The sequence below is a fragment of the Anabaena azotica FACHB-119 genome (genome assembly GCF_014697625.1).
GTDB classification, from domain to species: Bacteria; Cyanobacteriota; Cyanobacteriia; order Cyanobacteriales; family Nostocaceae; genus Trichormus; species Trichormus azoticus_A.
Window position 1 is genome coordinate 58,466 of sequence record NZ_JACJSG010000027.1, and the last position, 25,443, is coordinate 83,908.

22 protein-coding genes are annotated in these 25,443 nt (G+C 40.5%); 11 read left to right on the forward strand and 11 right to left on the reverse strand.

The annotated features are described in order from the left end of the window. The first annotated feature begins 100 nt into the window (after positions 1 to 100). Positions 101 to 382, forward strand: coding sequence for a HetP family heterocyst commitment protein (locus H6G83_RS19560; RefSeq protein ID WP_190475347.1), 282 nt, complete (start codon positions 101 to 103; stop codon positions 380 to 382). A 332-nt stretch (positions 383 to 714) separates the two neighbouring features. On the opposite strand, the gene H6G83_RS19565 is transcribed toward H6G83_RS19560, so the two are convergent. From H6G83_RS19565 to H6G83_RS19595, 7 genes are all read right to left on the reverse strand, one after another. Beyond that, positions 715 to 1,482 carry a peptidylprolyl isomerase gene (locus tag H6G83_RS19565; protein WP_190475349.1) on the reverse strand — a complete coding sequence of 256 codons (768 nt, stop codon included), beginning with the start codon at positions 1,480 to 1,482 and terminating at the stop codon, positions 715 to 717. 387 nt (positions 1,483 to 1,869) lie between these two features. Beyond that, positions 1,870 to 3,411: an HlyD family efflux transporter periplasmic adaptor subunit gene (locus H6G83_RS19570; RefSeq protein WP_190475351.1), complete on the reverse strand. Its 1,542-nt coding sequence runs from the start codon at positions 3,409 to 3,411 to the stop codon at positions 1,870 to 1,872. Between the two features lie 121 nt (positions 3,412 to 3,532). Then, on the reverse strand, positions 3,533 to 6,547 hold the full coding sequence (locus tag H6G83_RS19575; RefSeq protein ID WP_190475353.1) for an ABC transporter transmembrane domain-containing protein: 3,015 nt from the start codon (positions 6,545 to 6,547) through the stop codon (positions 3,533 to 3,535). A 567-nt stretch (positions 6,548 to 7,114) separates the two neighbouring features. Beyond that, the gene (locus tag H6G83_RS19580; protein ID WP_390822373.1) at positions 7,115 to 7,714 is read right to left on the reverse strand and encodes a helix-turn-helix domain-containing protein; all 600 of its coding nucleotides are present in this window, start codon (positions 7,712 to 7,714) and stop codon (positions 7,115 to 7,117) included. A gap of 1,186 nt (positions 7,715 to 8,900) precedes the next feature. After that, positions 8,901 to 9,653 (reverse strand): peptidylprolyl isomerase, encoded by a 753-nt coding sequence (locus H6G83_RS19585; RefSeq protein WP_190475356.1) that lies wholly within the window; start codon positions 9,651 to 9,653, stop codon positions 8,901 to 8,903. Positions 9,654 to 10,535: 882 nt separating this feature from the next. Then, the gene (gene aroB, locus H6G83_RS19590; RefSeq protein WP_190475358.1) at positions 10,536 to 11,627 is read right to left on the reverse strand and encodes a 3-dehydroquinate synthase; all 1,092 of its coding nucleotides are present in this window, start codon (positions 11,625 to 11,627) and stop codon (positions 10,536 to 10,538) included. Between the two features lie 362 nt (positions 11,628 to 11,989). Further along, positions 11,990 to 12,595 (reverse strand): Uma2 family endonuclease, encoded by a 606-nt coding sequence (locus H6G83_RS19595; protein ID WP_190475362.1) that lies wholly within the window; start codon positions 12,593 to 12,595, stop codon positions 11,990 to 11,992. A gap of 183 nt (positions 12,596 to 12,778) precedes the next feature. On the opposite strand from H6G83_RS19595, the gene petL reads away from it, so the two are divergent. After that, on the forward strand, positions 12,779 to 12,874 hold the full coding sequence (petL, locus tag H6G83_RS19600) for a cytochrome b6-f complex subunit PetL (RefSeq protein WP_190475364.1): 96 nt from the start codon (positions 12,779 to 12,781) through the stop codon (positions 12,872 to 12,874). 72 nt (positions 12,875 to 12,946) lie between these two features. On the opposite strand, the gene bioB is transcribed toward petL, so the two are convergent. Together bioB and H6G83_RS19610 are read right to left on the reverse strand one after the other, a co-directional pair. After that, positions 12,947 to 13,954, reverse strand: a complete 1,008-nt coding sequence (gene bioB, locus H6G83_RS19605; RefSeq protein WP_190475366.1) for a biotin synthase BioB — start codon at positions 13,952 to 13,954, stop codon at positions 12,947 to 12,949. Positions 13,955 to 14,152: 198 nt separating this feature from the next. Then, positions 14,153 to 14,893 carry a class I SAM-dependent methyltransferase gene (locus H6G83_RS19610; protein ID WP_190475368.1) on the reverse strand — a complete coding sequence of 247 codons (741 nt, stop codon included), beginning with the start codon at positions 14,891 to 14,893 and terminating at the stop codon, positions 14,153 to 14,155. A gap of 341 nt (positions 14,894 to 15,234) precedes the next feature. On the opposite strand from H6G83_RS19610, the gene H6G83_RS19615 reads away from it, so the two are divergent. Then, positions 15,235 to 16,854 (forward strand): serine/threonine protein kinase, encoded by a 1,620-nt coding sequence (locus H6G83_RS19615; RefSeq protein WP_190475370.1) that lies wholly within the window; start codon positions 15,235 to 15,237, stop codon positions 16,852 to 16,854. Positions 16,855 to 16,867: 13 nt separating this feature from the next. On the opposite strand, the gene H6G83_RS19620 is transcribed toward H6G83_RS19615, so the two are convergent. Next, a complete protein-coding gene (locus H6G83_RS19620; protein WP_190475372.1) occupies positions 16,868 to 17,122 on the reverse strand; it encodes a hypothetical protein in 255 nt (84 codons plus the stop codon). Positions 17,123 to 17,439: 317 nt separating this feature from the next. Here H6G83_RS19620 and H6G83_RS19625 point away from each other — a divergent pair, with 317 nt between their 5' ends. From H6G83_RS19625 to H6G83_RS19655, 7 genes are all read left to right on the forward strand, one after another. Next, positions 17,440 to 18,123, forward strand: a complete 684-nt coding sequence (locus H6G83_RS19625; RefSeq protein WP_190475374.1) for an SAM-dependent methyltransferase — start codon at positions 17,440 to 17,442, stop codon at positions 18,121 to 18,123. Positions 18,124 to 18,884: 761 nt separating this feature from the next. Then, positions 18,885 to 19,730, forward strand: a complete 846-nt coding sequence (locus H6G83_RS19630) for a cation diffusion facilitator family transporter (RefSeq protein ID WP_242044693.1) — start codon at positions 18,885 to 18,887, stop codon at positions 19,728 to 19,730. Further along, positions 19,727 to 19,930, forward strand: a complete 204-nt coding sequence (locus H6G83_RS19635; protein WP_190475376.1) for a hypothetical protein — start codon at positions 19,727 to 19,729, stop codon at positions 19,928 to 19,930. The genes H6G83_RS19630 and H6G83_RS19635 overlap by 4 nt, the downstream gene beginning before the upstream one ends. Positions 19,931 to 20,132: 202 nt before the next feature. After that, the gene (locus tag H6G83_RS19640) at positions 20,133 to 22,049 is read left to right on the forward strand and encodes an alkaline phosphatase (RefSeq protein WP_242044694.1); all 1,917 of its coding nucleotides are present in this window, start codon (positions 20,133 to 20,135) and stop codon (positions 22,047 to 22,049) included. A gap of 236 nt (positions 22,050 to 22,285) precedes the next feature. Then, entirely contained in the window at positions 22,286 to 22,783 is a 498-nt protein-coding gene (locus H6G83_RS19645; protein WP_190475380.1) for a PEP-CTERM sorting domain-containing protein, read from the forward strand. Positions 22,784 to 23,185: 402 nt separating this feature from the next. Next, on the forward strand, positions 23,186 to 23,431 hold the full coding sequence (locus H6G83_RS19650) for a hypothetical protein (RefSeq protein ID WP_242044695.1): 246 nt from the start codon (positions 23,186 to 23,188) through the stop codon (positions 23,429 to 23,431). A 359-nt stretch (positions 23,432 to 23,790) separates the two neighbouring features. Beyond that, the gene (locus H6G83_RS19655; RefSeq protein ID WP_313936522.1) at positions 23,791 to 24,066 is read left to right on the forward strand and encodes a hypothetical protein; all 276 of its coding nucleotides are present in this window, start codon (positions 23,791 to 23,793) and stop codon (positions 24,064 to 24,066) included. Positions 24,067 to 24,174: 108 nt separating this feature from the next. Here the strand turns inward: H6G83_RS19655 and H6G83_RS19660 are convergent, their stop codons facing one another. Further along, positions 24,175 to 24,636, reverse strand: coding sequence for a hypothetical protein (locus H6G83_RS19660; RefSeq protein ID WP_190475384.1), 462 nt, complete (start codon positions 24,634 to 24,636; stop codon positions 24,175 to 24,177). A 475-nt stretch (positions 24,637 to 25,111) separates the two neighbouring features. Here H6G83_RS19660 and H6G83_RS19665 point away from each other — a divergent pair, with 475 nt between their 5' ends. Further along, complete coding sequence (locus H6G83_RS19665) at positions 25,112 to 25,435, forward strand: hypothetical protein (RefSeq protein WP_190475386.1); 324 nt, start codon at positions 25,112 to 25,114, stop codon at positions 25,433 to 25,435. Positions 25,436 to 25,443: the final 8 nt, after the last annotated feature.

A 25,443-nucleotide genomic window follows, 5' to 3' on the forward strand; every position in this document is an offset into this window, starting at 1 on the left:
GTATAGATAGTGGTTTCACTTGGTTGATATTAGGTAAACAGGTTTGTAGAGCTATTTCCGGTGGGCAACAAGGCTTTTATTAGTTACTATTTTTACACTTATGAATCAAAAATTTTCTTCCTCTCATCAAATTTCTGATTGTTTAATTCTTACTGAAGAGTGGGAAGCCATCTTAAAAGCTATATCTTGTGGTAAATATTCTTGGGCTTGTGTTTTAATGCTCGAAACTGTTGGTCATAATCCTTTAACTTATATACCATATAGTACCTATCTACGTCTAGTGAAAAGTAATAATATGCCTAATGTAATTCGAGCTTGTAAAAATAATAGTCTTGGTGTTAAATTTGTGGCTATTAAAACTCATGTGATTGATTTAGATTAAAGCTATAGCAGGTGACAGGTGATAGGGGACAGGTAACAGCTTTTCAAGCGGCTTGGTAAAAAGATTTTATGATTTATCTATGTCCTAACCTATCTGGCTACTGCTATTAAGTATAGGACTTACGCAACTGGCATATTTTTTCTGTAGGGTGTGTGAGGAGCGATAATATTTGAACGTAGTCATGAGACTTGTAGCGTCACGCAGCAACCACCAATTGTGAAGCTTGCGTAAGTCCTGAAGTAAAAAATATTATATAAATGTATTCCCTCTGTGTTTTCTGTGCCTCTGTGGTTATTGAAAACACAGAGACACAAAGTCACAGAGAAAGAATTTTAAGCTGGTTTTGGGAGTTCTGAAGATGAGGGATAAAATTCAGCTACGACTTCTATTCCTGAGATTTGTTGCTGTAACCACTCATTGAAAAAATCTTTAATAATTTGAATCCTACGTTGCTCAGTTAACTCTGGTGCAATGATTTCTTCCACATTAATTATATGTACTCCTTTGGGCGTAATTATTGGTTTAAGAAGCTGTGGTGGTGATGCTGCAAAGACTGCGGCTGCTATTTCTGGACGAAAGTCTTGACGATAGCGAATTCCTTGATAACCTCCAGCACGGCGAATTTCCAGGTCTTGCACGTATTGACGAGCTATTTCTTGAAAACTAATTTCGCCTTCTTGTAAGGCATAAAATAACTCTAAAGCCAGGTCTTCATCGTCTAAGATGACTTCATAGGTTACAGCACCAGTATAATCGATTTTGTTGGCATAAAAAAAAGGTTCTACTTTGTCTGTAAATAAATGCTCGGCTAGTTTAATATACAGTAGGTTTGTTTTAGCTACTTCCTCAAAATCGTCTATGGTTAGATAATGTTTGTCTAGCCAAGCCCAGGTATCATCAGCTTTAATTAAGCCGTTAGCTAAACGCAGACTATCTGCTGCTTCTTGCAGTTCTTCTACAGTTGGTTCAATCCCTAACTCTTGGGCTGTCTCAGCGATAATTCTTTGAGTGGCGATCGCTTCTAATATACTAGGCACTTGGCAAGTTATTTTGAGATGGCTAATTATCTCTTCAGTCGAAAATTTTAAATACTTTTCCATGATATATCTTTTCCTATTTTAGTAAGATGAAATCCGTCTTTTGATATCTTGCACTTTCTCAATAAGTAGATGGCTCCCTGCACTCCCCACCCTACGAAATAATAAACTTTTTGGCTTGTAATTTTAGCAATAAGCAAGTGATGCAAGTTATAAGTCTGTCTTGTATTAAGCACTTAGTTAGTCAAACATTGTTAGGAAAACTTTTATATAGCGTTTCCTAGTATGCTGATAGACAAATTTATCTGCGTGCATCTGCGTGCATCTGCGTTTAATTATTCTTTTTTCTTACTAGGATAAAAAAAGCTATAAATATTTAAAAATCCTATCTATGGGAATTTATGTATGGTGGGCATTGCCCACCATATCCAAATTTACACAAGATGAAACTTAAAGCTCCAAACCACCTTTTTGTAACTTCTTGAATGGGTCTAAAATAAAGTCAATAACTCGCCGTTGACGGACAATTACTTCGGCGGTTGCTGCTTGACCTGGGGTTAAAGGAATACGCTTATTGCCATTTTGAATATAAGGATGCTCTAGAATAATATCCATTTCATAAGTTTCTTGATTTCCTTGATTTGTAGTTTGTATCTTCGAGTCAGGCGAAATCCAATTAACTCGTCCTTGTAAAATTCCGTAATCTTGGAAAGGATAGGCATCAAATTTAATTTTGACTGGCATTCCGACTTTCAGGAAACCACTATGTTGACTAGGCATTGTCGCTTTTAGGATTAATGGGGCATTCTTGGGGGCAATTTGCGCGACTATCTGTCCGGCTTCAACTACTGGGCCTGGTTTGTCGATGGGTAATTCAAACACAGTACCATCAACAGGCGATCGCACTACTCTTTGTTGGATTTGAATCTTGTAAGCGTTAATCTGGCTCTTGGTTTGAATGATTTCTGATTTTAAGGTAGTAAGTTGGTTTTGGATGTCTTTGAGTTGTTCCTGACTTCTTAACAGAGCTAACTTACCAGCTTGTACTATACTTTGATAACTATTTTGCTGCTCTTGGAGACGGAGTTTTGCTTGCTCAATCTCAGAGGCTGTTTGGCTAACAGTTGTTTGATAGCGGCTGATTTGTTCTTGTAAACGTAGTTGGGCTTGAGTAAATTCAGAGTTGGCTTGTAATAGCGATCGCTGGCTTTCTTCCGCAATCTTTTCTAATTCTACAACTTTAATTTGAGCGATCGCACCTTGTCTTAAAAGTTGGCGATAACGCATCACTTCTTTGATATCTCTGTGCAATCGACTATTAGCTAATTGCCTTGCTAGTTGGGTTGAATTGATATTTTGTCTAGCCTGTTCAACTAGAGCCATCTGTTCTAATTTCTGTAAGCTATATGTACTTTGTTTAGCATCAAAATTTTGCTGCGCCTGATTGACTTGAGCTATTTTCTCTAACTCTTGGGCTTGATTTTGCTGTTGTTGGATGTTAATCGTTAACATCAACTGATTCTTCAGTAGTTCTTGTTGTCCTTGGCGATTGATTAATTCCTCTAACCTTGTCTGCGCCTGTTCTACCTGTGTTTGCAGCACATCAGAATCTAACTCTAATAGCACCTGTCCAGCCTTTACCGTTGCGCCTTCTTCAACGTTGACAAGTTTGACACTACTAGTAACCGCAACACCTAACTTTTGCGTCGCCCCTTGGGGTTCTAAACGCCCTCTTGCACTTCCGGTTTCATCAACCTTGCTAAACATCGCCCAAGGTAAAACGATCGCTGTAAAGCTGATGAGTAAATACAGCATCAAGCGCGTCCAACGCTTTGGTAAAGCATCTAATAGTTCCTCTGTGCCGTAAAACCAATCGTTTACCTCCGCCTGTTTCCGATAATCAACGAAGTCATGAGAATTTTGACCTCGCAGCAACTGATCCGTTTGTGGTTGAACAAGTACGGATAATGAATTAAGAGATGGGTTAGGCATAAATTGTTGAACGGAATGTGGGATATGTGGGGATTGGGGACTGGGGACTGGGGACTGGGGACTGGGAAAGCACAGGAGCAGAGGAGACGATATTTTCCCTTTCCCCCTTCCCCTTTCCCCCCTACTCCCCAGCCCCTAACTGCTGCTGATTGAGATAAAAGTAATGTCCTCTTCTGGCAATTAATTCGTTGTGGGAGCCGCTTTCGACTAATAAGCCTCTATCTAATACCAGAATGAGGTCTGCGTGGCGCACGGTGGACAAGCGGTGGGCAATGATGATACTTGTGCGCCCTTTGAGTATGGTTTTGAGGTTGTTTTGAATTATGCGTTCTGATTCGGCATCTAGGTGGCTAGTTGCTTCATCTAATAATAGGAGGCGGGGGTTTCCTAATAATGCACGGGCGATCGCTAAACGTTGTCTTTGTCCACCTGATAACATTCCCCCGCCTTCGCCAATTTGGGTTTCGTAACCTACTGGCATTTGTTTAATAAAGTCATCCGCCCCAGCTAAACGGGCTGCGGTAATAATTTCTTCTAAAGTTGCTTCTGGGTGAGCAATGCTGATATTTTCGCGGATTGTACCGCCAAATAAAAATGTATCTTGGTCAACAACGCCAATTTGGGAACGGAGCGATCGCAGAGCTATAGTAGTCACATCATGACCATCAATTAAAACTTTGCCATCTGTCGGCGGATATAAACCCAGCATTAGTTTAAATAATGTGGTTTTGCCGGAACCACTCCGCCCCACAACAGCTACAGTTTGCTCTGGTTTAATTTCAAAAGTGAGGTTTTCTAAGATGTTGCGATCGCTCTCTGGATGATAGCGGAATGTCACATTTTCAAAGCGAATTTGACCGCGTAATTTAGATAAAAATTGCCGATGTTGATGTTGTAAATCTTCCTCTGGTTCTGCTTCCAAAACATCGTTAATTCGTTCTGTGGAAATCACTACCTCTTGTAATTGATTCCACAAAACTATTAATCTTTGGAAAGGGCGAATAATATTACCCAACAACATATTAAAGGCGACTAACTGCCCAATTGTCAATTGGTTTTGAATTACCAACCATGCACCAAACCAAAGTAATCCCGTATTTACCAGAGTTTCTAGAGTAGAACTAAAGATTTGTAATTCATTACTAATTATCTGCCCACTAAAAGTTTTCCTCACAACATCATTTAGCAATTCTTCCCAATGCCAACGTACTGTTTGTTCAATTGCCATCGAGCGAATTGAGCGAATACCGGAGAGGGATTGAATCAGATAACTATTCTCGCTAGCTGTGGCGCTAAAAACCTCTCGACTAATGCGGCGTAAAAATGGGGTAGCAATCAGCGCTAACAATACAAAAGGCGGGACAATTGCCAAACAAATCAACGCCATCGCCCAACTATACCAAAACATTAACCCCAGATAAATAAATACTGTCAATAAATCTAAAATTATTGACAATGCCTCCCCAGTTAAAAAGCGCTGAATTTTTTGGTTTTCTTGGACGCGAGAAACAATATCCCCCACATAACGCGACTCAAAAAAGGACAGAGGTAAACGGAAGGTATGTTTAATAAAACCTACCAGTAGCGATATGCTGACGCGGTTAGCTGTATGGTCTAACAAATATTGTCTTAGTCCGTTGAGGGCAACTCGAAATAAGCCAAATATTACTAACCCAAAACCTACTGCATTTAAAGTCAGAGTACTTCCTTGAACAATTACACGGTCTAACAATAATTGAGTAAATAAGGGTGTAATTAATCCAAACACCTGAATTAATATCGAAGCTGTGAATACTTCTAACAGCACCCGCGTATGGGGTCTAACTAAATCAAACATTTGCCAGAAGGGGACACTGGCTGCTTCGGTTTCTTGCAGTTGGCTTGTAGGTTGTAATAGCAAGGCGTAACCAGTCCAACCCGCTTTAAATTCGGCAATGCTGAGGTTACGTTGTCCGATCGCCGGATCACCAACAATTACCTGTTTCTTGTTAATTTCATAGACTACAATGTAGTGCTTACCCTGCCAATGTGCGATCGCAGGTAAAGGTTGTTGTGCCAATTTATCGAGACTAGCCCTTACCGGACGGGTGGTAAAACCAATAGTTTCAGCTGCTGCTGTTAAACCCTTCAACGATGCGCCACTACGATTGACATTAGTTAAATCCCGCAGTCGGTTCACACTCAAACGCTTACCCCAATAGCGGCTAACCATCACCAAACAAGATGCACCACAATCAGCCGCACTTTGTTGTTCAAATATGGGATAGCGCTTAGTCAGCCTCCCCCACCAATGACCAACTTTGACATTAGGACGAGGAAAATAAGCACGTCGCTGCTTAGGTTTTGGCTTAGGTTCTGGTTCATAAGTGATTGGCGTTCGGGAACTAGGTAAAGGTGCTTGAGAATCACCTTCCCCAGTCCCCAGTCCCGGCCAATACTCCTGCACAACTTGCCAATTTTCACGCTTGAGAATGTAAATAATTGCTGATTGCGTAACCCGCCAATCCTGCTTGCTGTATTGAGAAATTTTCCCCGCCGAGAATGTGCAGCCATGATTGTCTACTAATTCTCCCCGACCTAATAACCAAAGCTGAGTATTTTGGCATAATGAAGGCGGAAGTGAACCAACATCTAAAATATGCCGTTCAAATAAGGCTAAAGCTTTGATTATCTCCTCTATTTGGCTATTTTGAGGTATTAAAAAGTTTTGACAACATAACACCAACAAATCCCAAGTTTCGGCGCGTTTTTTGAGTCCATCCCGAATACTAGAGTTTTCGCCCATCAACTCTTGTAAAATTGCTTGGGGAAGAAAACCCAACTTCAAATTTACCGACGCTCTAGCCACATAAGGAATAAAGTCTGCGTCAGGAAACAGAGTTGATTCACCAAAAGATGCACCAGTCGAGAGGGTAGAAATTAAGTTGTTATTGGTATCCAGCAGCCTGACTTTACCCCCAAGCAAGATATAAATCCCAGGTGGTGCTGTTGCTGCTTGCCAAAATTGTTTAGCTATTGGCGGTTCAATAATTTCTAAAGCTGGGATGCACTTGTCTAATTCCTTTTCTGATAAAGAATCACCCAAATTTTGGGTGAGTTGTTGCGCTAAATATTGCCGGGAAAACCCTGATAGCACTCCCCTACCTCCAACAATTCAAAATTTGTCTTGGAAAGTTTCCTACGACGGGAAACACTTCTACAGAACTTTCCGCAAAATTCAAAATTCAAAATTATCAAGTAAATTTTGAACTCCTGAAAGCAATTCACGTCTGATGTGAATTAGGAAAACCTTTTATATCCAAAAAATAGCCTATGCTTGGAGCCTATGAGACTCGGTAGGGGCGGGTTAATCAAATATCATCAACAATTAACGATGATCTCGGTGAACCCGCCGCTACAAATGTCTACCCAATTACAAGATTTTTATTCACATTAGATGTAATTCATAATTATGAATTAACAGTAAACAGAAACCGACTTTTCACCGAATCTGAAAAACCCCACTTCCATTCCTCTCCCCTACAAGTCCAGAGGCTTTGATTGCTCCCCCTTCCCTTGTAGGGAAGGGGGCTGGGGGGTTAGGTCTGACGTTAACTTTTCCACATGAAGTGAAAAGTCAGTAAACAGTAAACAGTTATCAGTAATTTATTCGTAAATCTCAATTCCCCACCATACACCTGATAACTGATAACTGATAACTGATTTAATTACTGTTTTCCACCAAATTGAATGACCAATTAAGACTAGGTTCGGAGGAGGTTTTTAAATCACCTATTGTAATTGCACCATCTGGAATTGAATTAGTATCTTTTGCTGGGGAATTTTTACGTTTAGTGGATAATCCCATTTGTTTGAGCAGGCGGTTGATGTGGCGATCGCTAATTGTAATACCTAGTTCTGCTGCTAAATGTTTGCTTAACCATTGAGCAGTCCAGTGAGTAAAAGCATAGCCATAATCACGCGGACTATTGCTAACTAATTCTTTTAATCTATCTAGATATTGAGTATTAACAATCTTCGGTCTACCTATTGGTCTTTCATTCCATTTATGTGCTAAACCTGCTTCTGCTATGCCAATCCAATAACGCGCCATTTCTTGAGAACAACCTAATATGTCACAGATTTGAGTTTGGGATTTACCCATATCTGCCATTAATATAATTTCGATGCGTCGGCGATATTCTGGCTGTAAATTATTTTGTAAATGTTTGAGTAAAGCCTTGCGTTGAAAAGGAGTTAAAAACTTGCTTTCTTGATTTTCATAAATAGCAGAAACTGTGTCTTGGCTAAAAGGTTGTGACATAATCATTACCAGTTGCGATCGTAATGTCAAATTGCGGTCAAATTCTGTCTTACAACTCTTGTTTTAGTTGTAAAATCAATCTCGTCGATATACAGATAAGCACTGTTTACCTACCTGTTACTTTAGGAATTAGGTAGGGTGGTTATTTATCTGACTTTTCACGATATTTAAAACACCTCTCTCCTATAAGCAGGAGTCACTGCGTTGCGTAGGTTTCCCGTATTATCTCAAGTGACATTAGAGACTTTCATTTCTCTCCCTTCCCTACTAGGGAAGAACTGAGGGGTTAGGTCTAGCGTTAGCTATTCCACATCCCGTGAAAAGTCAGGGTTATTTATCAGTACGTCCCATCAAAATGTAGTAGTCTACCTTAATAATTTGATAGTCTTTGCTGAAGCTTGGTGTAATGCTGGTAGTTAGCTCAATACTGAAGCTGCATATTAACTCTGATTTTTAGGATGTTGCTGAACTCTGCAATTCAGGTTCAGAGATAAACCTCTTATTCTTTAAAGTTAGATTTTTGGAGACAAAAAAGAGGTTGAAGCCTATGACACATGGAAATACAAAAATATATATGGTTAGGTATAGGTGTAAACGATATATTTACATCAACCTAACAATAACACTGTTCTAACCAGCCGTAGGTAATGTTTGGATATTTAACTAAAAGAGCCAATTAGCAGAAAAGGGACAGTTCCTCAATTTGTTGTATTGCACCCCTGTTATTCTTTTAAAGATTTTTCAGCTTATAGTCAATACCTTTTATCAAAAAAACTCTAGGTTTACACAATCTTTATATTAGCTTCATTGTAAATTAAACATTAATTATGGGTTGAGAAAACCTTTCTTAGATTTTCTTCTATCTGTTTCAAACCCAATCGAAACCATTAATACTATTGCCAATTGATAAAGCACATTTTTTTGAAAACAATCAATTAAATTAGCATCATGCTATAGATAGAAGCTAATAGCTCATTTTGGATACAATAAATATATTGTTATATTTTTAAGATAGCATATTTACTGAGTAAAATATTTTTCTTTGCTCATAAAATAATATTTACTTTTATTTATACATTAACTTGTAGCTCATTACGGTTTTTACATGAGGTATCTGGCATTAAAACTACTTTAGCCAAATTGCCAAATAATTCATAATTTCATCAGAAAATTTATTGATGGAAAATTATTGTAATTCATGATAAACCAAGGAATTAAGCATATTGTTTAACTCCATGACTAGCCATTGATTGAACATATTTCTGAGTATTTCTTGATATCTCTCAGGCGTTAATTCAGCAGCAAAGAACTTATCTATCATAAATATGTGATAACCTTGACTAGTTTGCAGAGGGCCGATTAGTTGTTTTGGTGATGACCTAAATATAATAGTTGCTAGATTAGCTGGCAGGTCAAACCGATAAAGCTTCCCTTCATAACCACATTTTTCTCTACGAGCAATGTCAATATCATATATGTGTGCTGCCTCATAGAAACTAATTTCTTCGTCTTCGATTTGATAGTAAATTTCTTGGGCTAGCTTTTGAGAATCGACTAGAATTTGATAAAGACTAACTTGCTCAAATTCCAGTTGATTTTGAGCAAAAAAAGCTTCTACCTTCTCAGCGAACAACAGATGAGCTAGCTTTTGAGATAATAAGCGATCGCGGATACTCATTTCCCAATCTTCAGGGGAAATCAACTGATCCTCCAACCAAGCCAACGTGTCTACAGCTTTCTCCAAGTGCTTTTCCCGGCGCTGGCGGTTGGCTTCAGCCTCAATTTCCTCCGTTGTCACCGTGACTCCTCTCGCTTCTGCTACCTGCCAAATCACCCTTGCGAATAAAATCTTTTGATATACTTCCTTCAACTTCATATCTCGTTTGAGGAAGTTGACAATTTCATCAGGTGCAATAAATACTTTTGTTAAGTCATTCATTGATTTAATTAGAAGATATTTATCCTCGATTCTGGCACAATTTACAATTTACAATTCGCAATTAAATCTCATGGTTTTGGTGAACAGTGCAGCGCCCTACTTTATCGCCAACAGCTTCCCTTGCCTACACCCTGTCATTTACTATATATTTCCAGCGATCGTGCGTAATCTATCAATTTCTTAACACATAAAAAAACTGGATGCTAATTAACTGAGCATCCAGCAAAATTAAGAGTTGCTGTATAAATTGCAAATTTATCTAGCAAAAGTAATCCTATCTGCAAGGACGAGGATTACTAAATTTTAAAAAAGGCAAGAACTATAAGTTCTACCAGCTAAGACAATTGTTAAACTACTATAGCGATTCTTTTTTCTTGCTACCTTTGGTTTGGTTCAAGCAACACCATCCCTAGTATAGAAAGTAATTCGCAGTTCTCACCACCACATGAAAACCCGACATAGAGCATAAAAGATGATCATTTGGACGGGCCAGCATACCAAACTTAATCTTTGCTCAACTTTCTTGAAAAAAAGCACCGCTAGTAATCAGCTATTAAGCGTTGAAATGACATAATCACTTACAAGGTTTGTTAATTGACAGTTAACGGTTAACCGTCAATAGCCCAAAACCAAAGGATATGTTTTTTTAGATGCGTAACAGCTGGTTAACTTGTGCGTCTTGCTGTAGGATTTAAGCAATTTCCCTAACATTGAGTGCTTCAGCAATAGCAATCAGTAGCAGAGGTTTCATAGTTAGATAATCATTGATCATCACCCTAAAAATAGGTTGATTGATCAATGACCTCAATTTGAGTAGCTATCTTTAATGTATAAGATCACATTACTGGAATTTTGCCATTTTGGCAGAATTTAGTGATTTATTTACATCTGTAGCAAAACTTGCCGAATGTTATCTGATGTCACCTCATCTGTAACGGTCACTACACCAATTTGAGTGGGTAGGATAAAGCGCACTTTACCATCCTTAACCTTTTTATCTAATTGCAATGCCTCAATAATCCCTTCAATATCTAACCCTGTCGGTAACTTTGTCGGTAAACCAGTTTTCTCAATTAAAGCTTTTTGACGGTCTGTCTCTTCTTGTTGCCACAGTCCTAAATTTACAGCAATTTGTCCAGCCGCTACCATGCCGATACCTACTGCTTCGCCATGTTTGAGTAGCCGATAGTTAGTTAAGCTTTCCACAGCGTGACCGATGGTGTGTCCATAATTCAAAATCGCCCGGAGTCCGCCTTCCTTCTCATCCTTGCCCACCACATCCGCCTTAGCTTGACAAGAACGGGTTAAAATTGCATCTATCAATTCCGGTTTAATGTAGCGGAGTTGGTCGAGACGTTTACTCTGTTCTAACTGGTTGAATAATTCTGCATCCCAAATTACCCCGTATTTAATTACCTCTGCCATTCCCGCGCGAAACTCCCGCACAGGTAGAGTTTTTAATACTTGGGGGTCAATTAACACAAATCTTGGTTGATGGAATGCACCAATTAAATTTTTACCGTTGGGATGATTAACACCAGTTTTACCACCAATAGCCGAGTCTACCATTGCTAAGAGTGTAGTAGGCACTTGCACCACATTAATACCCCGTAGCCAAGTAGCGGCGGCAAAACCAGTCATATCACCAATTACCCCACCCCCCAAAGCCACCATCGTCGAGGAACGTTCGAGGCGATTTTCTAAGGCAATATCGTAGAGTTTTTGCACCGAATTAAGAGTTTTGTAGCGTTCCCCTGGTGGTAAGCAGTAGCTAGATACTTGAAATCCAGCCGATGTGAGAGAATCTACTACACCTTTGCCAAAATGCTTAAAAATAGTGGGATTAGAAACCACTAAGATTTTTTTGCCTAGTTTTAGTCCTGCCAAACTTTGACCGATTTGATCTAAACTTGCAGGTGCGATCGCAATTTCATAAGATTGCGTTGGTAAATTCACATTAATTACAGAAGCCATCACCCAAACCCTAACGAGCGCCGTGCGCTGTATTTTACCTCATTCTGGCTAGGCGAGGCGAGGATATATTTTTATATCAGTATTGAATGTTTTTGTGTTTTTATTATGGTAGGGGACAGGGGACAGGCTTGTCAGTCGCTTAGTATGTTTTTTCTGGTTAATCAAAAAGTAAGACTAATGGACTGACAAGGCTAAAATGTGGCAATAGATTGGGAAAAATTGAACGCAGATGAACGCAGATGAACGCAGATGAATAAGAATGCCCTATTTTATCTCTGTGTCTCTGTGCCTCTGTGGTTAATTAATCTTAGACAGTCTACTACATTCAGATTGCTTATTGATTATCAGGGCTAAAGCCCCAACTACAAACTCCAAACCTCAGTTAAATCCAACTCAAACCCCAGTAAAACATCTTCACCCGACAAATTGACAGGACGATTTAACACCTCTACATCCTGACCAGGACGATAAACTTCTACCTGTTGATTCTTGCGGTCAATCAACCAACCTAAACTTGCGCCATTGTCTATATATTCTCTCATCTTGGCGCGTAACTTTTCTATCGAGTCATTTTTAGACCGTAACTCCAGCACAAAATCAGGACAGATTGGGGCAAAAGTCTCCTGCTGTTCTATACTAAGGGCATCCCATCTATCTTGACGTATCCAGGCTGCATCAGGAGAGCGATCGCTTCCATTAGGAAGATGAAACCCACTAGAAGAGTCGAAAACTACGCCTAATTTAGCCTGACGATTCCAAAACCACAATTGTCCGTTAATATCGCTGTTTGTTCTACCAGTATCACTCCCCGTAGGCGGCATAACAATTAACTCTCCCCTAGCAGTTCGTTCCAATTGCAAATCTCGGTTAGCCAGCGCTAACTCCACAAACTGTTCATGAGAGACTGTCAGCGTGAGTGTAGGCGGAATATTAACAGCTAGAGTTGGAGATAAGTTACTTTCACTCATCCAGAACCAAAATATTTATTCTTTCAGTTAGTTCCACAGTAACATTGACGCTGACTGTTGACTGGGAAAAAGACACTGCCCTTCCCCTTTCCCCCTTCCCCTTTCCCCCTTCCCCTTTCTATTGACCAATGACCAAAAATAAATGATTCAATAGATATAGTAAAGTATTGTGGAGAAAAATAAATGTTAGCAATAGTAGCGTATATTGGCGGTTTGGCATTGTTCACAGCAATAGCAGCAGGACTACTGTTTGGTCTGCGTTCTGCTAAAATCCTGTAGTCTGTCCATCATCAATCCTGCTTGAGAAACTAGATCCCCGACTTGTTGAAGAAAATCGGGGATCTAAAATTATTAAGAATTAGTCACTCCTACAAGATTTGGTCTTTGGGCGGGCGGACGCATTTCCAAACCCAAAAGGTTGAGCATTTCCTGGTCAGCATCGTAATCTGGACAAGGAGTCGTTACCGTCAGCATCTTATTATCATCGCTAGAAAAGATGGAATTTGCCCCCGCCATGAAGCATAAGGCTTGTTCTACCTGAGATAGTCTCGCCCTACCTGCACTTAAGCGTACATCAGAGGTAGGCATAATTATACGTGCAGTTGCAATCATTCTCACTACATCCCAGATAGGCACATCAGGCTGATTTTCCAATGGCGTGCCTTCTACTTGGGACAATATATTAATCGGTACTGATTCTGGATGAGGATTGAGACTCGCTAAGGTTTGCAACATTGACACCCGGTCATCAACGCTTTCACCTAAACCGAGAATGCCACCAGAGCATACAGTAACATTAGTTTGCCGCACATTTTCGATAGTGTTTAGGCGATCGCCATAAGTTCTGGTAGTGATAATTGTGCTGTAATAATCAGACGATGTATCCAAATTATGATTATAAGCATACAATCCAGCCTCCTCCAGACGCTTGGCTTGTTCACCCGTCAGCATTCCCAGAGTACAGCACACTTCCAAACCCATATCTGTAACATCTTTGACCATTTCTAAAACTCGGTCAAATTGAGAATTATCCCGCACTTCTCGCCAAGCCGCACCCATACATACACGGCTAACACCCTTTTGTTTAGCGTTTTGGGCAATTTCCACCACCGTTTGTTTATCAAGCAGTGCTTGCGCTTTCACCTCAGTCTGATAACGCGAAGACTGGGCGCAGTAACTACAATCTTCTGGACACCCGCCTGTTTTAATCGATATCAGCTTACATACTTGTATTTGTTGAGGATTATGAAATTGCCGATGCACACTAGCAGCTTGATAAATCAACTCTAGCAACGGCGTATCATATATTGCCCGAATCTCTGCATTTTGCCAATCGTAGCGTATTCTTCCCACCGACATCAGTTATAGTATCCTTCTTTTAGTATTTAGTGAGTAGGGAGTGGACAGTGAACAGTGAACAGTGGACAGTGAACAGTGGACAGTGGACAGTGAACAGTGAACAGTGGAAATAACCTAATAACTGATAACTGGTAACTGATAACTGATAACTGATAACTGATAACTGATAACTGATAACTGATAACTGATAACTGAATCTTAAAACCGCACCTTGTACAGATCAAAGAACTCCCCTGGTTGTCGTCCAATTACTTTAGCACCAGCCGCGTTAATTATTTTTTCCCACTGGGCGATGGGTTCGATAAATACTTCCGCACCCAAGTAAGTTTCCAAAACTGCCCAATCTTCTGCTTGCGGGTGTTCGGCGTTGAGGATGTCAAAGACAAAATGTCCCCCTGGTTTCAGTACCCGTTTCACCTGTTGTAAAACCAATGTCCAATATTCTAAGGGAAAATAACAACTAAATCCGGTAGCGATCGCCAAATCAAAATAAGACAATGTGTAGTTTAGCTGATGGGCTGGGCCTAATTCCACCCCCTTAAACAGCTTGGAGTTCAACTGCGAACCGCGAGAATTAAGCGTGTCCCTGGCTACATTACTCACCTCTTGCCCATAAAAAAACGCTTGCCAATCTCGCCAAGGATAAATCAAAAAGCTGACACCACAACCAATATCCAAGCAATGCTGATTTTTTTGCGGACGGGCAATTTCCCAGAAAGCAGAAGCAGTTTTTCCAGCCAATATGCCAGAAACCCACTCTCGATAAATCGGCATTTCCTGTACTTCTGCTGGTAGTTCCCAAGATTGATTTTGATACTGTTGATTAAAGCGATATGCTACCTGTGCTACTCTTTGTTGCCATTTATCTGAACCATTGCTGTTGTTTGTGTAAAGATTTTGTGTAGTAGACAGATGACTGAAAGATGACTTTTGCGACATTAGAATTACATGGCTCCTGAAATTTAAGGAAAATACAAAGTAAAATCGGATAGGTTTTAAACTAAGGAGAGTTTTCTTAATAAAGTTTTATGTGAAGGGAATGAGATTTTTCTGCAAAAAATTATTGTTCAAGCTAACCGCAGAGTATTGTGGATGGTAAAAATGAGAAAAATCTGATTACTTCATACAATATATGGGAAGCAATTAGAATTTCCACGCCAGGGATAGCTGCCTATAATACAGCCATAACTCAACCCCAAATTAAAAAAACACTCTTAAATTTTGAATTTTGAATTGTTTTCGCACCTTCAGGAATTAAGACTCAGGACTTTAAACTCTCTATGTTAGCAGGCAAAATTTTACAGGGGGGAAAATACACCCTCATGCAGGAAATAGGACGTGGTGGCTTTGGTATTACGTTCAAGGCTACTCATCACTACTTAGGACATGAGGTGGTGATCAAAACCATCAACGAAAAGCTACGCCAACACCCTGACTTTGCCAAGTTCGAGCGTCAATTCCAAGATGAAGCCAGAAGATTAGCTACTTGTATCCATCCTAATATTGTCAGAGTTAGTGACTTTTTTGTTGAGGATGGACTACCTTACATGGTAATGGAGTATATACCAGGGGAAACATTAGGAGATGCTTTTGTTTTACCAGCCATACCTTTACCAGAGGAAACTGCAATTCACTACATCCGCCAAATTGGGGCAGCATTGCAGGTAGTACACAACAATGGTTTACTGCATCGGGATGTAAAACCAGACAATATTATCCTCCGGCAAGGTACACAGGAGGTAGTGCTAATTGATTTTGGTATCGCCCGTGAATTTAATAGCGGTGTGCGGCAAACACACACAGGCTTAGTATCTGAAGGCTATTCCCCCATAGAACAATATTTAACCCAAGCACAGCGCACACCCGCCACAGATGTCTATGGTTTAGCCGCAACATTGTATGCACTGTTAACAGGACAAGTTCCTTTACCAGCATTATTGCGCGATCGCGAACAAATGCCAGCCCCCCGCGAACTCCAACCCCACCTGAGCGCAGCCGTCAATCAAGCAGTCATGCGCGGTATGGCAGTAGAATCACGCTTTCGTCCGCAAACAGTCGCCGAATGGCTACAATTACTCCCAGGTAGCCAGGTAATGCCAATTCACAACTTACCCACTCAAGCAGTGCCAACCATTGATTTATCAGTGCATCTGCAAGAAAAGTTTTCTCCAGCCAACACACCCAGCAGCCTCAAAAAACCATCACCCCGCAAAAATTTTGCCCTTCCCAAATATGCCAATTCTCAAGCCCTAGTCGGTGTTAGCATCGCTTTAGTAGCAGCCACAGCCGGATTTAGTATTACCCACTTCGTTTCTCGTCCTCAGCCGCAGCCATCCGCAAAACCCATATTTGAACAACGTCCAATGGTTCCAGTTGGCGGAAAACCCAGCATTAATCCTCATCAAGCACAAGATAACACTGAACAAAATTCTCAACCCTCAGCCAGCAGCGAAAACATTAAGCCTGTTTCCACTTTTAGACGACGCAGACGCAGCGTAACTTATCAACAAACCCCATCCCCCAATACCAACAATAATTCTCCCGAACCATCGCCACAACCCAACATGGGAGAATCACCGCGTCCTGAAACCTCACCTAGCAATTCTCCCACACCATCCTTAGTAGAAACACTGCGAGAATACAGTTCATCTCGTCAAGCAAAACCAACTAACACTACAGATACTACCCCACCAGCCCCGATTCAAAATTCCAGCACACCCCAAATTCAGCCACAACCAAATTCGGTCATTGTACCAACACAAACTGTAGAACCAAAAAATTCCGATTCTTCCATAGTAGTTCCCACAGTAGAAGTCAAGCCAAATTCATCTACTGATAGCCAAACCCCATCACAGAAAAACGAAAAATCAACAGATAATTCACCAACTGGCAATTTATAAATTTAGAAGCAATTCACCGCCGATAAACAAGATTGAGATTTTTCATTAATGCACCGTAGGGAGGTAAAACTTCTTTCTTCAAGAACCCCACCGTAGGTGGTTGCCAAACTTTTCGGTCTACTGAAGGTAGGAAACCGGAGGTGCAGCAGGCTAAGTCTGTTGTGATTGCTTGGTTTGAGTGGGTAAGGAAGGAGAGGATTGTGATTGCTATGTCGGGTGAGGTAGTGTACACACCGGATGGGGAGGCGGTGGCCTTGCCAAAGATCATACAGCAGTATCCGGTGGAGCAATTGGATGCTAATGGGTGCTATGGATTGCTTACAGCGATTATCGCTTAAATTTAGTTTTTTAAGTTCTGATATTACCGATAAAAAGCTCAAATTAACACCTAATAAAATCATTATTTGCAATAACAATTTTTTCCAGCCCAAAATAATGTAAACAAATAATAAGTTTGTAACTAGACTGATTAAAAGCGGTTGACACGCATCTATCTTAAGATATATCTTTTGAGCAACATCTTAAAGTCCTTATACAGCAAGGCTTTGATAAATATCATTACGCAAACTGTGAGTATAAACGCTTATGAAATTTCATGAAGTTGTGCCTTGGGGCAGAAACTTGGCAGAATATAAATTAATGTTTAATCTGTCTGATGCCGATTTAAACAATAAAATACTCGGTTGTGGGGATGGGCCAGCTAGCTTTAATGCAGAAATGGCAAAATTAGGACATTTAGTTGTCTCTATAGATCCGATTTATCAGTTTTCCTCAGAGCAAATTAAGAAGCGTGTTCAGGAAATATACGAGCTAGTTACATCGCACATAAAAACAAATGCACATCGTTACGTTTGGAAAAACTTTCACAATGTAGATGAGCTTGGGCAAGCCCGTCTTGCAACAATGGAAAAATTTTTCTTAGATTATGAAGTAGGAAAAACGGAAGGACGTTACCTAGTTCAATCATTGCCAAATTTAAAGTTCTTTGACGATCAATTTGATCTATGTCTTTGTTCTCATTTACTCTTCCTATATTCAGAACAGCTGCCGCTTGAGTTTCACATTGCTTCAATTCATGAGCTTTTACGAACTGCACAAGAAGTTAGGATTTTTCCTTTACTTAACCTTGAAGGTGAGCTATCTCCATATGTTGAACCAGTTATTCAAGAGTTAACCAGCAATGGTTTTAATGTTCAAATACAATCGGTTGCTTATGAGTTTCAAAAAGATGGTAATCAAATGTTGAAAATTATTCGTAGGCATTCCTGAATTTTCACGGGATGTGGAAAAGAGGAGATGGTTGGCACAAGATTAACGCAAACCAATAAAAGCGGAAGTTAACTTGTGATTTTTATACCGTTTCTTGATGAAAATGCACTTTATTCTGAACTGTAGAGACGTTGCATGCAACGTCATTTATTCAGCGCAACTTCATAGAGAATTGGTATTAACTTCAGAGAGTGGTAGACATTGCCCACTCTACAACATCAGGACTTACGCAAGTGTCACAATTGGTGGTTGGTGCGTGACGCTACAAGTCTCATGACTACGTTCAAATATTATCGCTCCTCACACACCCTACAGAAAAAATCTGCCAGTTGCGTAAGTCCTATAAATATAAAATGAGTTGTTCGTAGTGTTCGCACAGCGTCTGTCTACGACACGCTAGGCGTTCGCGTAGCGTCCCGTAGGGAACGTAGAGAGCGATTTATCGCTCTATTGCTGGGTTTGAAAGGACTAAAGTCCTGACTACAAACTTATATTTAATTAAGTCTCTCTACTTATTTATAAAAAAATTATATTTCACTGTTAAAAAATCAGTATCTCCCGAAAAGGCTAATTCCTACTTCCTACATAAGTACATCAGTTCAAAAATGCAAATGGACTGTTATAGTAATTTAAGTTACATATGTCAAAAAACATCACTTAAAAAATAATGAGAACCATTATTATATAAGAGAGTATTACGTAGATTTTAATATCTATTAAACCTTGCTTAAAAAATAGTTAACCATATTACTGATACATTGATGAAGGAACGTACAGATATTCAGGTATCAAAAATGGTGCTTTCAGCACAGGAGCGTCTGATGGATAGCTCGAAATCTGAGTCAATCCCTAGTAGCTCCCTGAGTTCAGGTTCAATGCACCAAAGCCAGGTTAAACAAAATATCCAAGCGCTTTGGACTACATTAATTTTACTCAGCATCTTTTTTTGCGTGGAACTGAGCGCAGGTATTTGGAGTCACAGTCTCTCCCTGCTGGCAGATGCGGAACATATCCTTTCAGATGTAGCAGCTTTAGGCTTGGCACTAATTGCCGCTTGGTTATCTCAATCAATATCCCAAAAAACTATATTTGGACGTTACCGATTAGAAATTCTCGCGGCTTTAATCAACGGTATCAGTTTAGCTTGTATTGCCTGTTGGATAGTTAAAGAAGCCTTGGTACGGTTGCAATCTCCTACCACAGAGATTTTAGGTGTACCAATGTTAGCAACTGCATTAATTGGCGTAGGAGTTAACAGTTTTAACGCTTTGTATCTACACAAATGCAGCCATCAAGACCTGAATATTAAAGGTGCATTACTACATTTAATAGCGGATTTAGCCAGTTCTGTCGGCGCAGTGCTAGCAGCGATCGCTATTATCTGGCTAAATTGGACATGGGCTGATGGTGTCATCAGCCTAGTGGTAGCGATGTTAATAGCTTGTTTTGCCGCTTATTTACTAATTCAAAGCGTACAGTGTTTACGGGGTCAAATAGTCGATATTGGTGAATTTGCCTGTATGTGTCCTCCACAATCGGAAGTTTGTCAAGAGCGACAGCAGGCAGAAAAACTATTGTTTCCCACATTAGAGGGACGTTTGCGATGATTTCCTTACTTCAGCGTCATCAAATGTTTGTAGCTTGGTTCCTATCAGGTTTATTGGCAGTAATTCTACTGTACTTGGGAACTGCAAAACAACCAGCATTGGCGATCGCAGTTAATCAACAAAATCTCTCGGTGACTCAGCCAACATCGGGAAATCCTGAATTTTTCGCCAGTCATGAAGAACCCAATTTTTATCAATAGTCAATAGTTACTACCAATTCTTAATACTCTACGGAAAGACTAACGCCTACCTAATTCAGAAACTAGATGCGACAAGACTGATCTAGGACAGCATCTACTGCTTAATTTTGGGCAATTGGTCTAACACTTAGTTAAATTAACGACAAGGCGCACTGCAATGATTTCATTTTGGCAAAATTACAGGCGAGCGCTATGCTTTGCCATGTCAACTTTTTTTTGCGCTATCTGGCTGGTATTTGCCACGCCTGGTGTTGAATCTGCCCTAGCCGCAGGTAATGGAATTAACGTCATTATCATGATTGGTGATGGTATGGGCTGGCAAATGGCACGCACCGCCGCCTTAGCCAAAGGCGCTCCTTTCTATACCAGTGGGAAAGGTACTGGTCTGAGCTTCCAAAAGCTGACCGGATATGGACTAGTAACTACTTACGGTACAACCATTCAAGATAGTACACCGGAAGACCCTACCGATCAGACACACTTCACCAATAACTCAGCCCTAGATGGGACTAACCCATTGACAGGTGCGAGTCCTGTACGTCCCAACTTTTCATTTTTGCCCACTCCATTTAATCCAGGCGATCGCGCCGATGGCAACAGTGAAGCACCCGGTAACTTAACAGGTTACGACCCCAGCAAAGGCGGCCCTGCACCTTGGATACCTTTATCACCCGCCACTCCTGGTAATTACGATAAAGAATACATCAAACACAGCTATCCCGACTCGGCGAACACCGCCACCACCCTATACACAGGTGTTAAGAGCTACAACAACGCAATGGGGGTAGATGTTTACGAGCAGAAATTGAAAACCATCCTAGAAATTGCCAAAGAACAAGGCAAAGCCACAGGACTAGTAACATCCGTACCCGTGAGCCATGCTACACCAGGGGCGGCTGCTTCCTACGTCAACCGTCGAAGCAAATACGACAGTGTTTATAACCCCAACAAGACCAACCAAGACAGCATCTTGCAACAGACCTTGCTGGACTTCAAACCTAACGTCTTATTAGGTGGTGGACATCCTCTAGACTTTGAAAACAGAACTGACACAAGCCCCATCCTCAAATATACTTACATCACCCAAGACACTTACGAGCATCTCAAAAATAATCCCCATCCCGCATCCAACCGTTACGGTTACAACTTCCTAGAGCGTGGCCCCAACGCCACTAAAACCTTATTAAACAAAGCAGCACAAGTAGACCCAAATAAAGGCGAAAGATTATTTGGTTTGTATGGCGCTCGTGGGCAAAATGGCAACTTACCTACAAGTTCCTCCAAAGGAGACTACAGCACCACAGGTCTAGATAACTTCTCCCTCTACAGCACCGTTGTCAGAAGTGCCACAGCAACATCTCCTTGCCCATCAGGACAGATCATTCCTGCATCCGTCGCTGAATGTGTACCCGTTCTTGATGCCAACGGTAATCCAGTCAACGGCCCCACACCCGATACAGTCCGTCCCTTAGCACCTGGGGAAACAGACGCAAGTTTCGTTGCTAGAGAGATTAACGAAAACCCCACCTTAGCCGATTTAAGCAAAGCCGCTCTCAACGTTTTAGGTAAAGACAAAGACGGCTTCTGGCTAATGATTGAGGGCGGTGATATTGACTGGGCGGCTCATGATGACAACATGGATAACCTCATCGGTACAGTCAATGACTTTGATAAGGCTGTCCAAGAAGTGATTAGTTGGATTAACAAAAATGGTGGTTGGAGTAAGAATCTGTTAATCGTCACAGCTGACCATGACCATTACCTAACTCTCAACAATGACTTCGTTTCTAAGCTCACTCCCAATTCCAACCCCAACAAATCCAGAGGCTTGAAGTACAACGCCAAAGAAATCACCTACAACAAACACAACCCCAAAGATGCAGGTCATTTCTGGGGTTCAGATCCCAATCAAAAATACCTCTGGGGAAGCCACAGCAGAAGAATTGTACCCGTATATTTCCAAGGTGCTTACTCTTCCACCCTCGTTAGATATTTAGGTCAACCAGTTCAGTTTACAGACAAATCTGGGACATACACTGCGCCCGGTGTTCCCAGTGTGCTGGATCAAACCCATATCTTCCAAGCAATGAAAGCCGCCTTAACTGCATCGCCTGTTTAACCGTGAAAAGTTATCAGTGAACAGTTGTAGGGGCGGGTTCATTGAGTAATTCATGGTAAAAACCGATATGTTCGTTAAACCCGCCCGTACTTAAATACGAATGTGAAACACCACACCAATTGGTGGGCCGTTGACGCTTCTTTATCCCCCACCATACGCCGTCAGAACTGATAACTGATAACTGATAACTGATTCAATACAGTGCTGTGTCAACGTTCTTTAATCGAGGAAACAAAATGACTCGCTCTATCCTGAAGAAATTAGCAGCTGTAACAGCCGGAACCACTTTAATATTTACCTTGGGTGAGAGTATTCCAGCTCAAGCCGCCACTATCACCTATAACTTTTTCAACACAAGTAAAACCCTCACCGGCTTTTTATCTTTTGACGAAGCAGCCGTAGCAGATGACCAACAAGCTACAGTTGGCGAAGGTTTAAAAATTGTCGCTAACTACGGTGGTCAGACATTTACTGAAGCAGACTACTCTAATGCGTCAGTTTGGACTGATTTTTCGGGAAAAATTGCTAATCAACAATTCTTAGGCTTAGAATTTGTTGTACCAAATCAATTTTCAGTCTACAGGGACTATTTTGTTGACGCGACCAGTGTAGAGTCCGTCAATTACAGCGCTGTTCCTGAAGCATCTTCCATACTTGGCTTATCCGTAATTGGACTAGGTTTGTTAGTGGGGAAAAAAACGAATTTTTTCCAGTCAGCAAACAAAAAAGCTTGAATTAATTTAATTTTTCGATGCCGTTCTTAATTTATTAATCAATAAACTGTGGTGTATACTATAAAGCACCACAGTTTAATTTTAGGTAGATGTAACTTAAACTTTGTATATAAACTAATTAGGTTTATGGAATAAAAAACTAGGCTAGTTTAAGCTTAATGTAGCTTAACAGAGTTTTATTAATTATTGCTTTGTTTTTGTCAATATAAGCTTAATAAATATTATTTTTTTAGTTTAAATAAGGTTTTTTCGTACATAAACAAATTGACAAGATGGTGAATATTGCAACAAGGATTAATTACTTATATCCAAGGGAAGAGAATAAATAGCCTGAAAATATTACTGAAGTTTCGCTATAAACAATCTGGAAGTATGAAGTTTTAACCAAAGCATTAATTAACAATGGATAGAGATATTGAAGTTATTTTTATAAGTTGTAATACTGTTATGTTCTCCATTGGAGATTACGTACTTAATCAACAAACTGGGCATTTAGGTAAGGTTGTTGGTTATGGCAACTACCAGCTTAATCAAGTAGATACGGCGACATTAAAAGTGCTTGTGGCTGAAACAGCTAATTCGCAAAAGCGGGTATTTGTAGTTGAAGACAAGGTTTCAGCCTGGATTAGGTGGTCAGTAGCGTCATAATCGTATTTTTCAAGAAATATGGAGAGTAGGGATTGGGGATGAGGCAGACTCAATCAGTTATCAAGTTACAGCAGTTTCGCTATTGGTGAAATACTGTAGAGACGTTACATATAACGTCTCTACATGGTTTTGGGTTTTACGCTTGTACCTCATTTACCCAAAATATGCTGTATGTTAACTGTTCACTGATGACTGATATAGCAGTCGCCACATAGGGCGCGGACATTGATGAATCATCAAATCTTTACTCCAAGGCTTTCTCTTGCCTGTCCCCTGTAACCTATCACCTGTCCCCTGCTATAACTGATGACTGTTCACTAACACACCCAGTTTCAACAGATAACCTTGGTGCATAAGTCATGAATATATTGCAGCTAGTGCGCTGCAAGCCAGATGCTGTTCAAGAGGTGAAGATGGTACAAGATTGTATTTTTTGTCTACAAGAAGCTGCTTTAGAATTCTTTTCCAAAAGGCGTGTATTTTCTACAAACCCAAAAGATTGTTTTGTCAATCCTCCCTGTGGATGTCCTAACCCTGGTAAAGAAATTCAGTGTGAAGACTGTCCGCACCTAGAAGCTTGTTTGTCTAGTTGTAAGGAGGAGAGTAGGGAGTGGCGAGTGGGGAGTAGGAGATGAGGAAGATGAGGGAGAGAAATAAGCAGAGGGGCGGGGTGCAGGGGGAAAACTCCTCTCCCTTGCTCCCTTCTCCCTGCTCCCTTGCCTCTTCTGTCCCCAATCCTCAATTTACCTCGCCTGCCTAACTTTGTTGTTGCTTGGCAGTTTTTCTTGCGAAATTAAGAGCTTGTAGTTATACTGACCTGGTGATAAATTTCCTATGAATAGTGCGTACCTTCCAGGCTGCCAGTAACCGGACAGTTCAGGTTTACTACCTGAGTAGCTGTCTGCTAAAACGCAAAAACGTCCACCAGGGCCATCAATCAATAATGTGGGTTTACCTTCACTTTCAACAGTCAGTCGTAAGTAAGGTAGTGCCTCTGTCACTTGAATAATTTGATTGGGTGTAGCGCTGACATTACCGCAATTACTTTTCTGTGATCCGTTAGACTGTCCACTCAAAACTAATGGATCTGAGGGTAATTTTTTATTAATTTGAACTGGTGGTACTTGAGCCAAATTGGCTTGACTTGATGCCAAAATCATCGCCAAAGCTGCGGGAACAACTTTAAATAAGTTAAACTTTTTCATATGAATTAATGCTCCCGACTATTTCTAGAGCGATTATAGATACAAATAGTCTGAGTTATGAGACGTTGCCTATAAGTCTATGTTCCAAAATAAATTGGATAGCAGGGGACAGGTGATAGGTGACAGGGCTGCAAGCCTTTGAAATTAAAAGTTTTAAAATTGTATGATGTCCTAACCTATGCTTCGACTGCTATATAAAATTTTATCTATTAAATTGATAAATATGTGGCTAAATATTAAAGATTAGATAAAGTATCTAATTAAGAAGATAGCTGTATTGAAAGAGGGATTAGGGACTGGGGACTGGGGGAGATGGGAGCGGGGGGAGTGGGGGGAGAAAAATTAGCAATTTATTGAGTAACTAAAAAATATTATTCTCCCTCATCTTCCTCATCCCCCTCATCCCCTGGTTGGTGAGCGTAGTCGAACCACATCTCCCTCATCCTCTCATCTCCATTCCCATTGGAACTATCCTATGAATCAACCAGAAGATGATTTAGAGCGTCGTCTGCAACAGTTGGAGGCAGAAATTAAGTCTCAGTCTTCAGCACCAGAGAAAAATTCCCCGTTGAGTTGGTTAAATTGGCGGCCTAATTTCCCAAAAATCCAACTGTGGTTTAATGGCTTATCGGCAACAAATAAGCTCATAGTTGTGGGTGTGTCAGTAATATTAGGTCTAGCGATCGCCCAAATGGTGTTAAAGGTGGTTGTCTCGGCAATATCTTTGGCGCTATTGGCCGGGTTGGTGTATCTTGGATACAAATTTTTTGTATCTGGCAATTCGCAAAATAAGCAATAGTCTTATGT

Bases quoted from the DNA above. Each gene is read 5' to 3' on its own strand.
- H6G83_RS19560 (WP_190475347.1), top strand. From the start codon at position 101: ATGAATCAAAAATTTTCTTCCTCTCATCAAATTTCTGATTGTTTAATT.
- H6G83_RS19565 (WP_190475349.1), bottom strand. From the start codon at position 1,482: ATGGAAAAGTATTTAAAATTTTCGACTGAAGAGATAATTAGCCATCTC.
- H6G83_RS19570 (WP_190475351.1), bottom strand. From the start codon at position 3,411: ATGCCTAACCCATCTCTTAATTCATTATCCGTACTTGTTCAACCACAA.
- H6G83_RS19580 (WP_390822373.1), bottom strand. From the start codon at position 7,714: ATGTCACAACCTTTTAGCCAAGACACAGTTTCTGCTATTTATGAAAAT.
- H6G83_RS19585 (WP_190475356.1), bottom strand. From the start codon at position 9,653: ATGAATGACTTAACAAAAGTATTTATTGCACCTGATGAAATTGTCAAC.
- aroB (WP_190475358.1), bottom strand. From the start codon at position 11,627: ATGGCTTCTGTAATTAATGTGAATTTACCAACGCAATCTTATGAAATT.
- H6G83_RS19595 (WP_190475362.1), bottom strand. From the start codon at position 12,595: ATGAGTGAAAGTAACTTATCTCCAACTCTAGCTGTTAATATTCCGCCT.
- petL (WP_190475364.1), top strand. From the start codon at position 12,779: ATGTTAGCAATAGTAGCGTATATTGGCGGTTTGGCATTGTTCACAGCA.
- bioB (WP_190475366.1), bottom strand. From the start codon at position 13,954: ATGTCGGTGGGAAGAATACGCTACGATTGGCAAAATGCAGAGATTCGG.
- H6G83_RS19610 (WP_190475368.1), bottom strand. From the start codon at position 14,893: ATGTCGCAAAAGTCATCTTTCAGTCATCTGTCTACTACACAAAATCTT.
- H6G83_RS19615 (WP_190475370.1), top strand. From the start codon at position 15,235: ATGTTAGCAGGCAAAATTTTACAGGGGGGAAAATACACCCTCATGCAG.
- H6G83_RS19620 (WP_190475372.1), bottom strand. From the start codon at position 17,122: ATGATCTTTGGCAAGGCCACCGCCTCCCCATCCGGTGTGTACACTACC.
- H6G83_RS19625 (WP_190475374.1), top strand. From the start codon at position 17,440: ATGAAATTTCATGAAGTTGTGCCTTGGGGCAGAAACTTGGCAGAATAT.
- H6G83_RS19630 (WP_242044693.1), top strand. From the start codon at position 18,885: ATGAAGGAACGTACAGATATTCAGGTATCAAAAATGGTGCTTTCAGCA.
- H6G83_RS19635 (WP_190475376.1), top strand. From the start codon at position 19,727: ATGATTTCCTTACTTCAGCGTCATCAAATGTTTGTAGCTTGGTTCCTA.
- H6G83_RS19640 (WP_242044694.1), top strand. From the start codon at position 20,133: ATGTCAACTTTTTTTTGCGCTATCTGGCTGGTATTTGCCACGCCTGGT.
- H6G83_RS19645 (WP_190475380.1), top strand. From the start codon at position 22,286: ATGACTCGCTCTATCCTGAAGAAATTAGCAGCTGTAACAGCCGGAACC.
- H6G83_RS19650 (WP_242044695.1), top strand. From the start codon at position 23,186: ATGGATAGAGATATTGAAGTTATTTTTATAAGTTGTAATACTGTTATG.
- H6G83_RS19655 (WP_313936522.1), top strand. From the start codon at position 23,791: ATGAATATATTGCAGCTAGTGCGCTGCAAGCCAGATGCTGTTCAAGAG.
- H6G83_RS19660 (WP_190475384.1), bottom strand. From the start codon at position 24,636: ATGAAAAAGTTTAACTTATTTAAAGTTGTTCCCGCAGCTTTGGCGATG.
- H6G83_RS19665 (WP_190475386.1), top strand. From the start codon at position 25,112: ATGAATCAACCAGAAGATGATTTAGAGCGTCGTCTGCAACAGTTGGAG.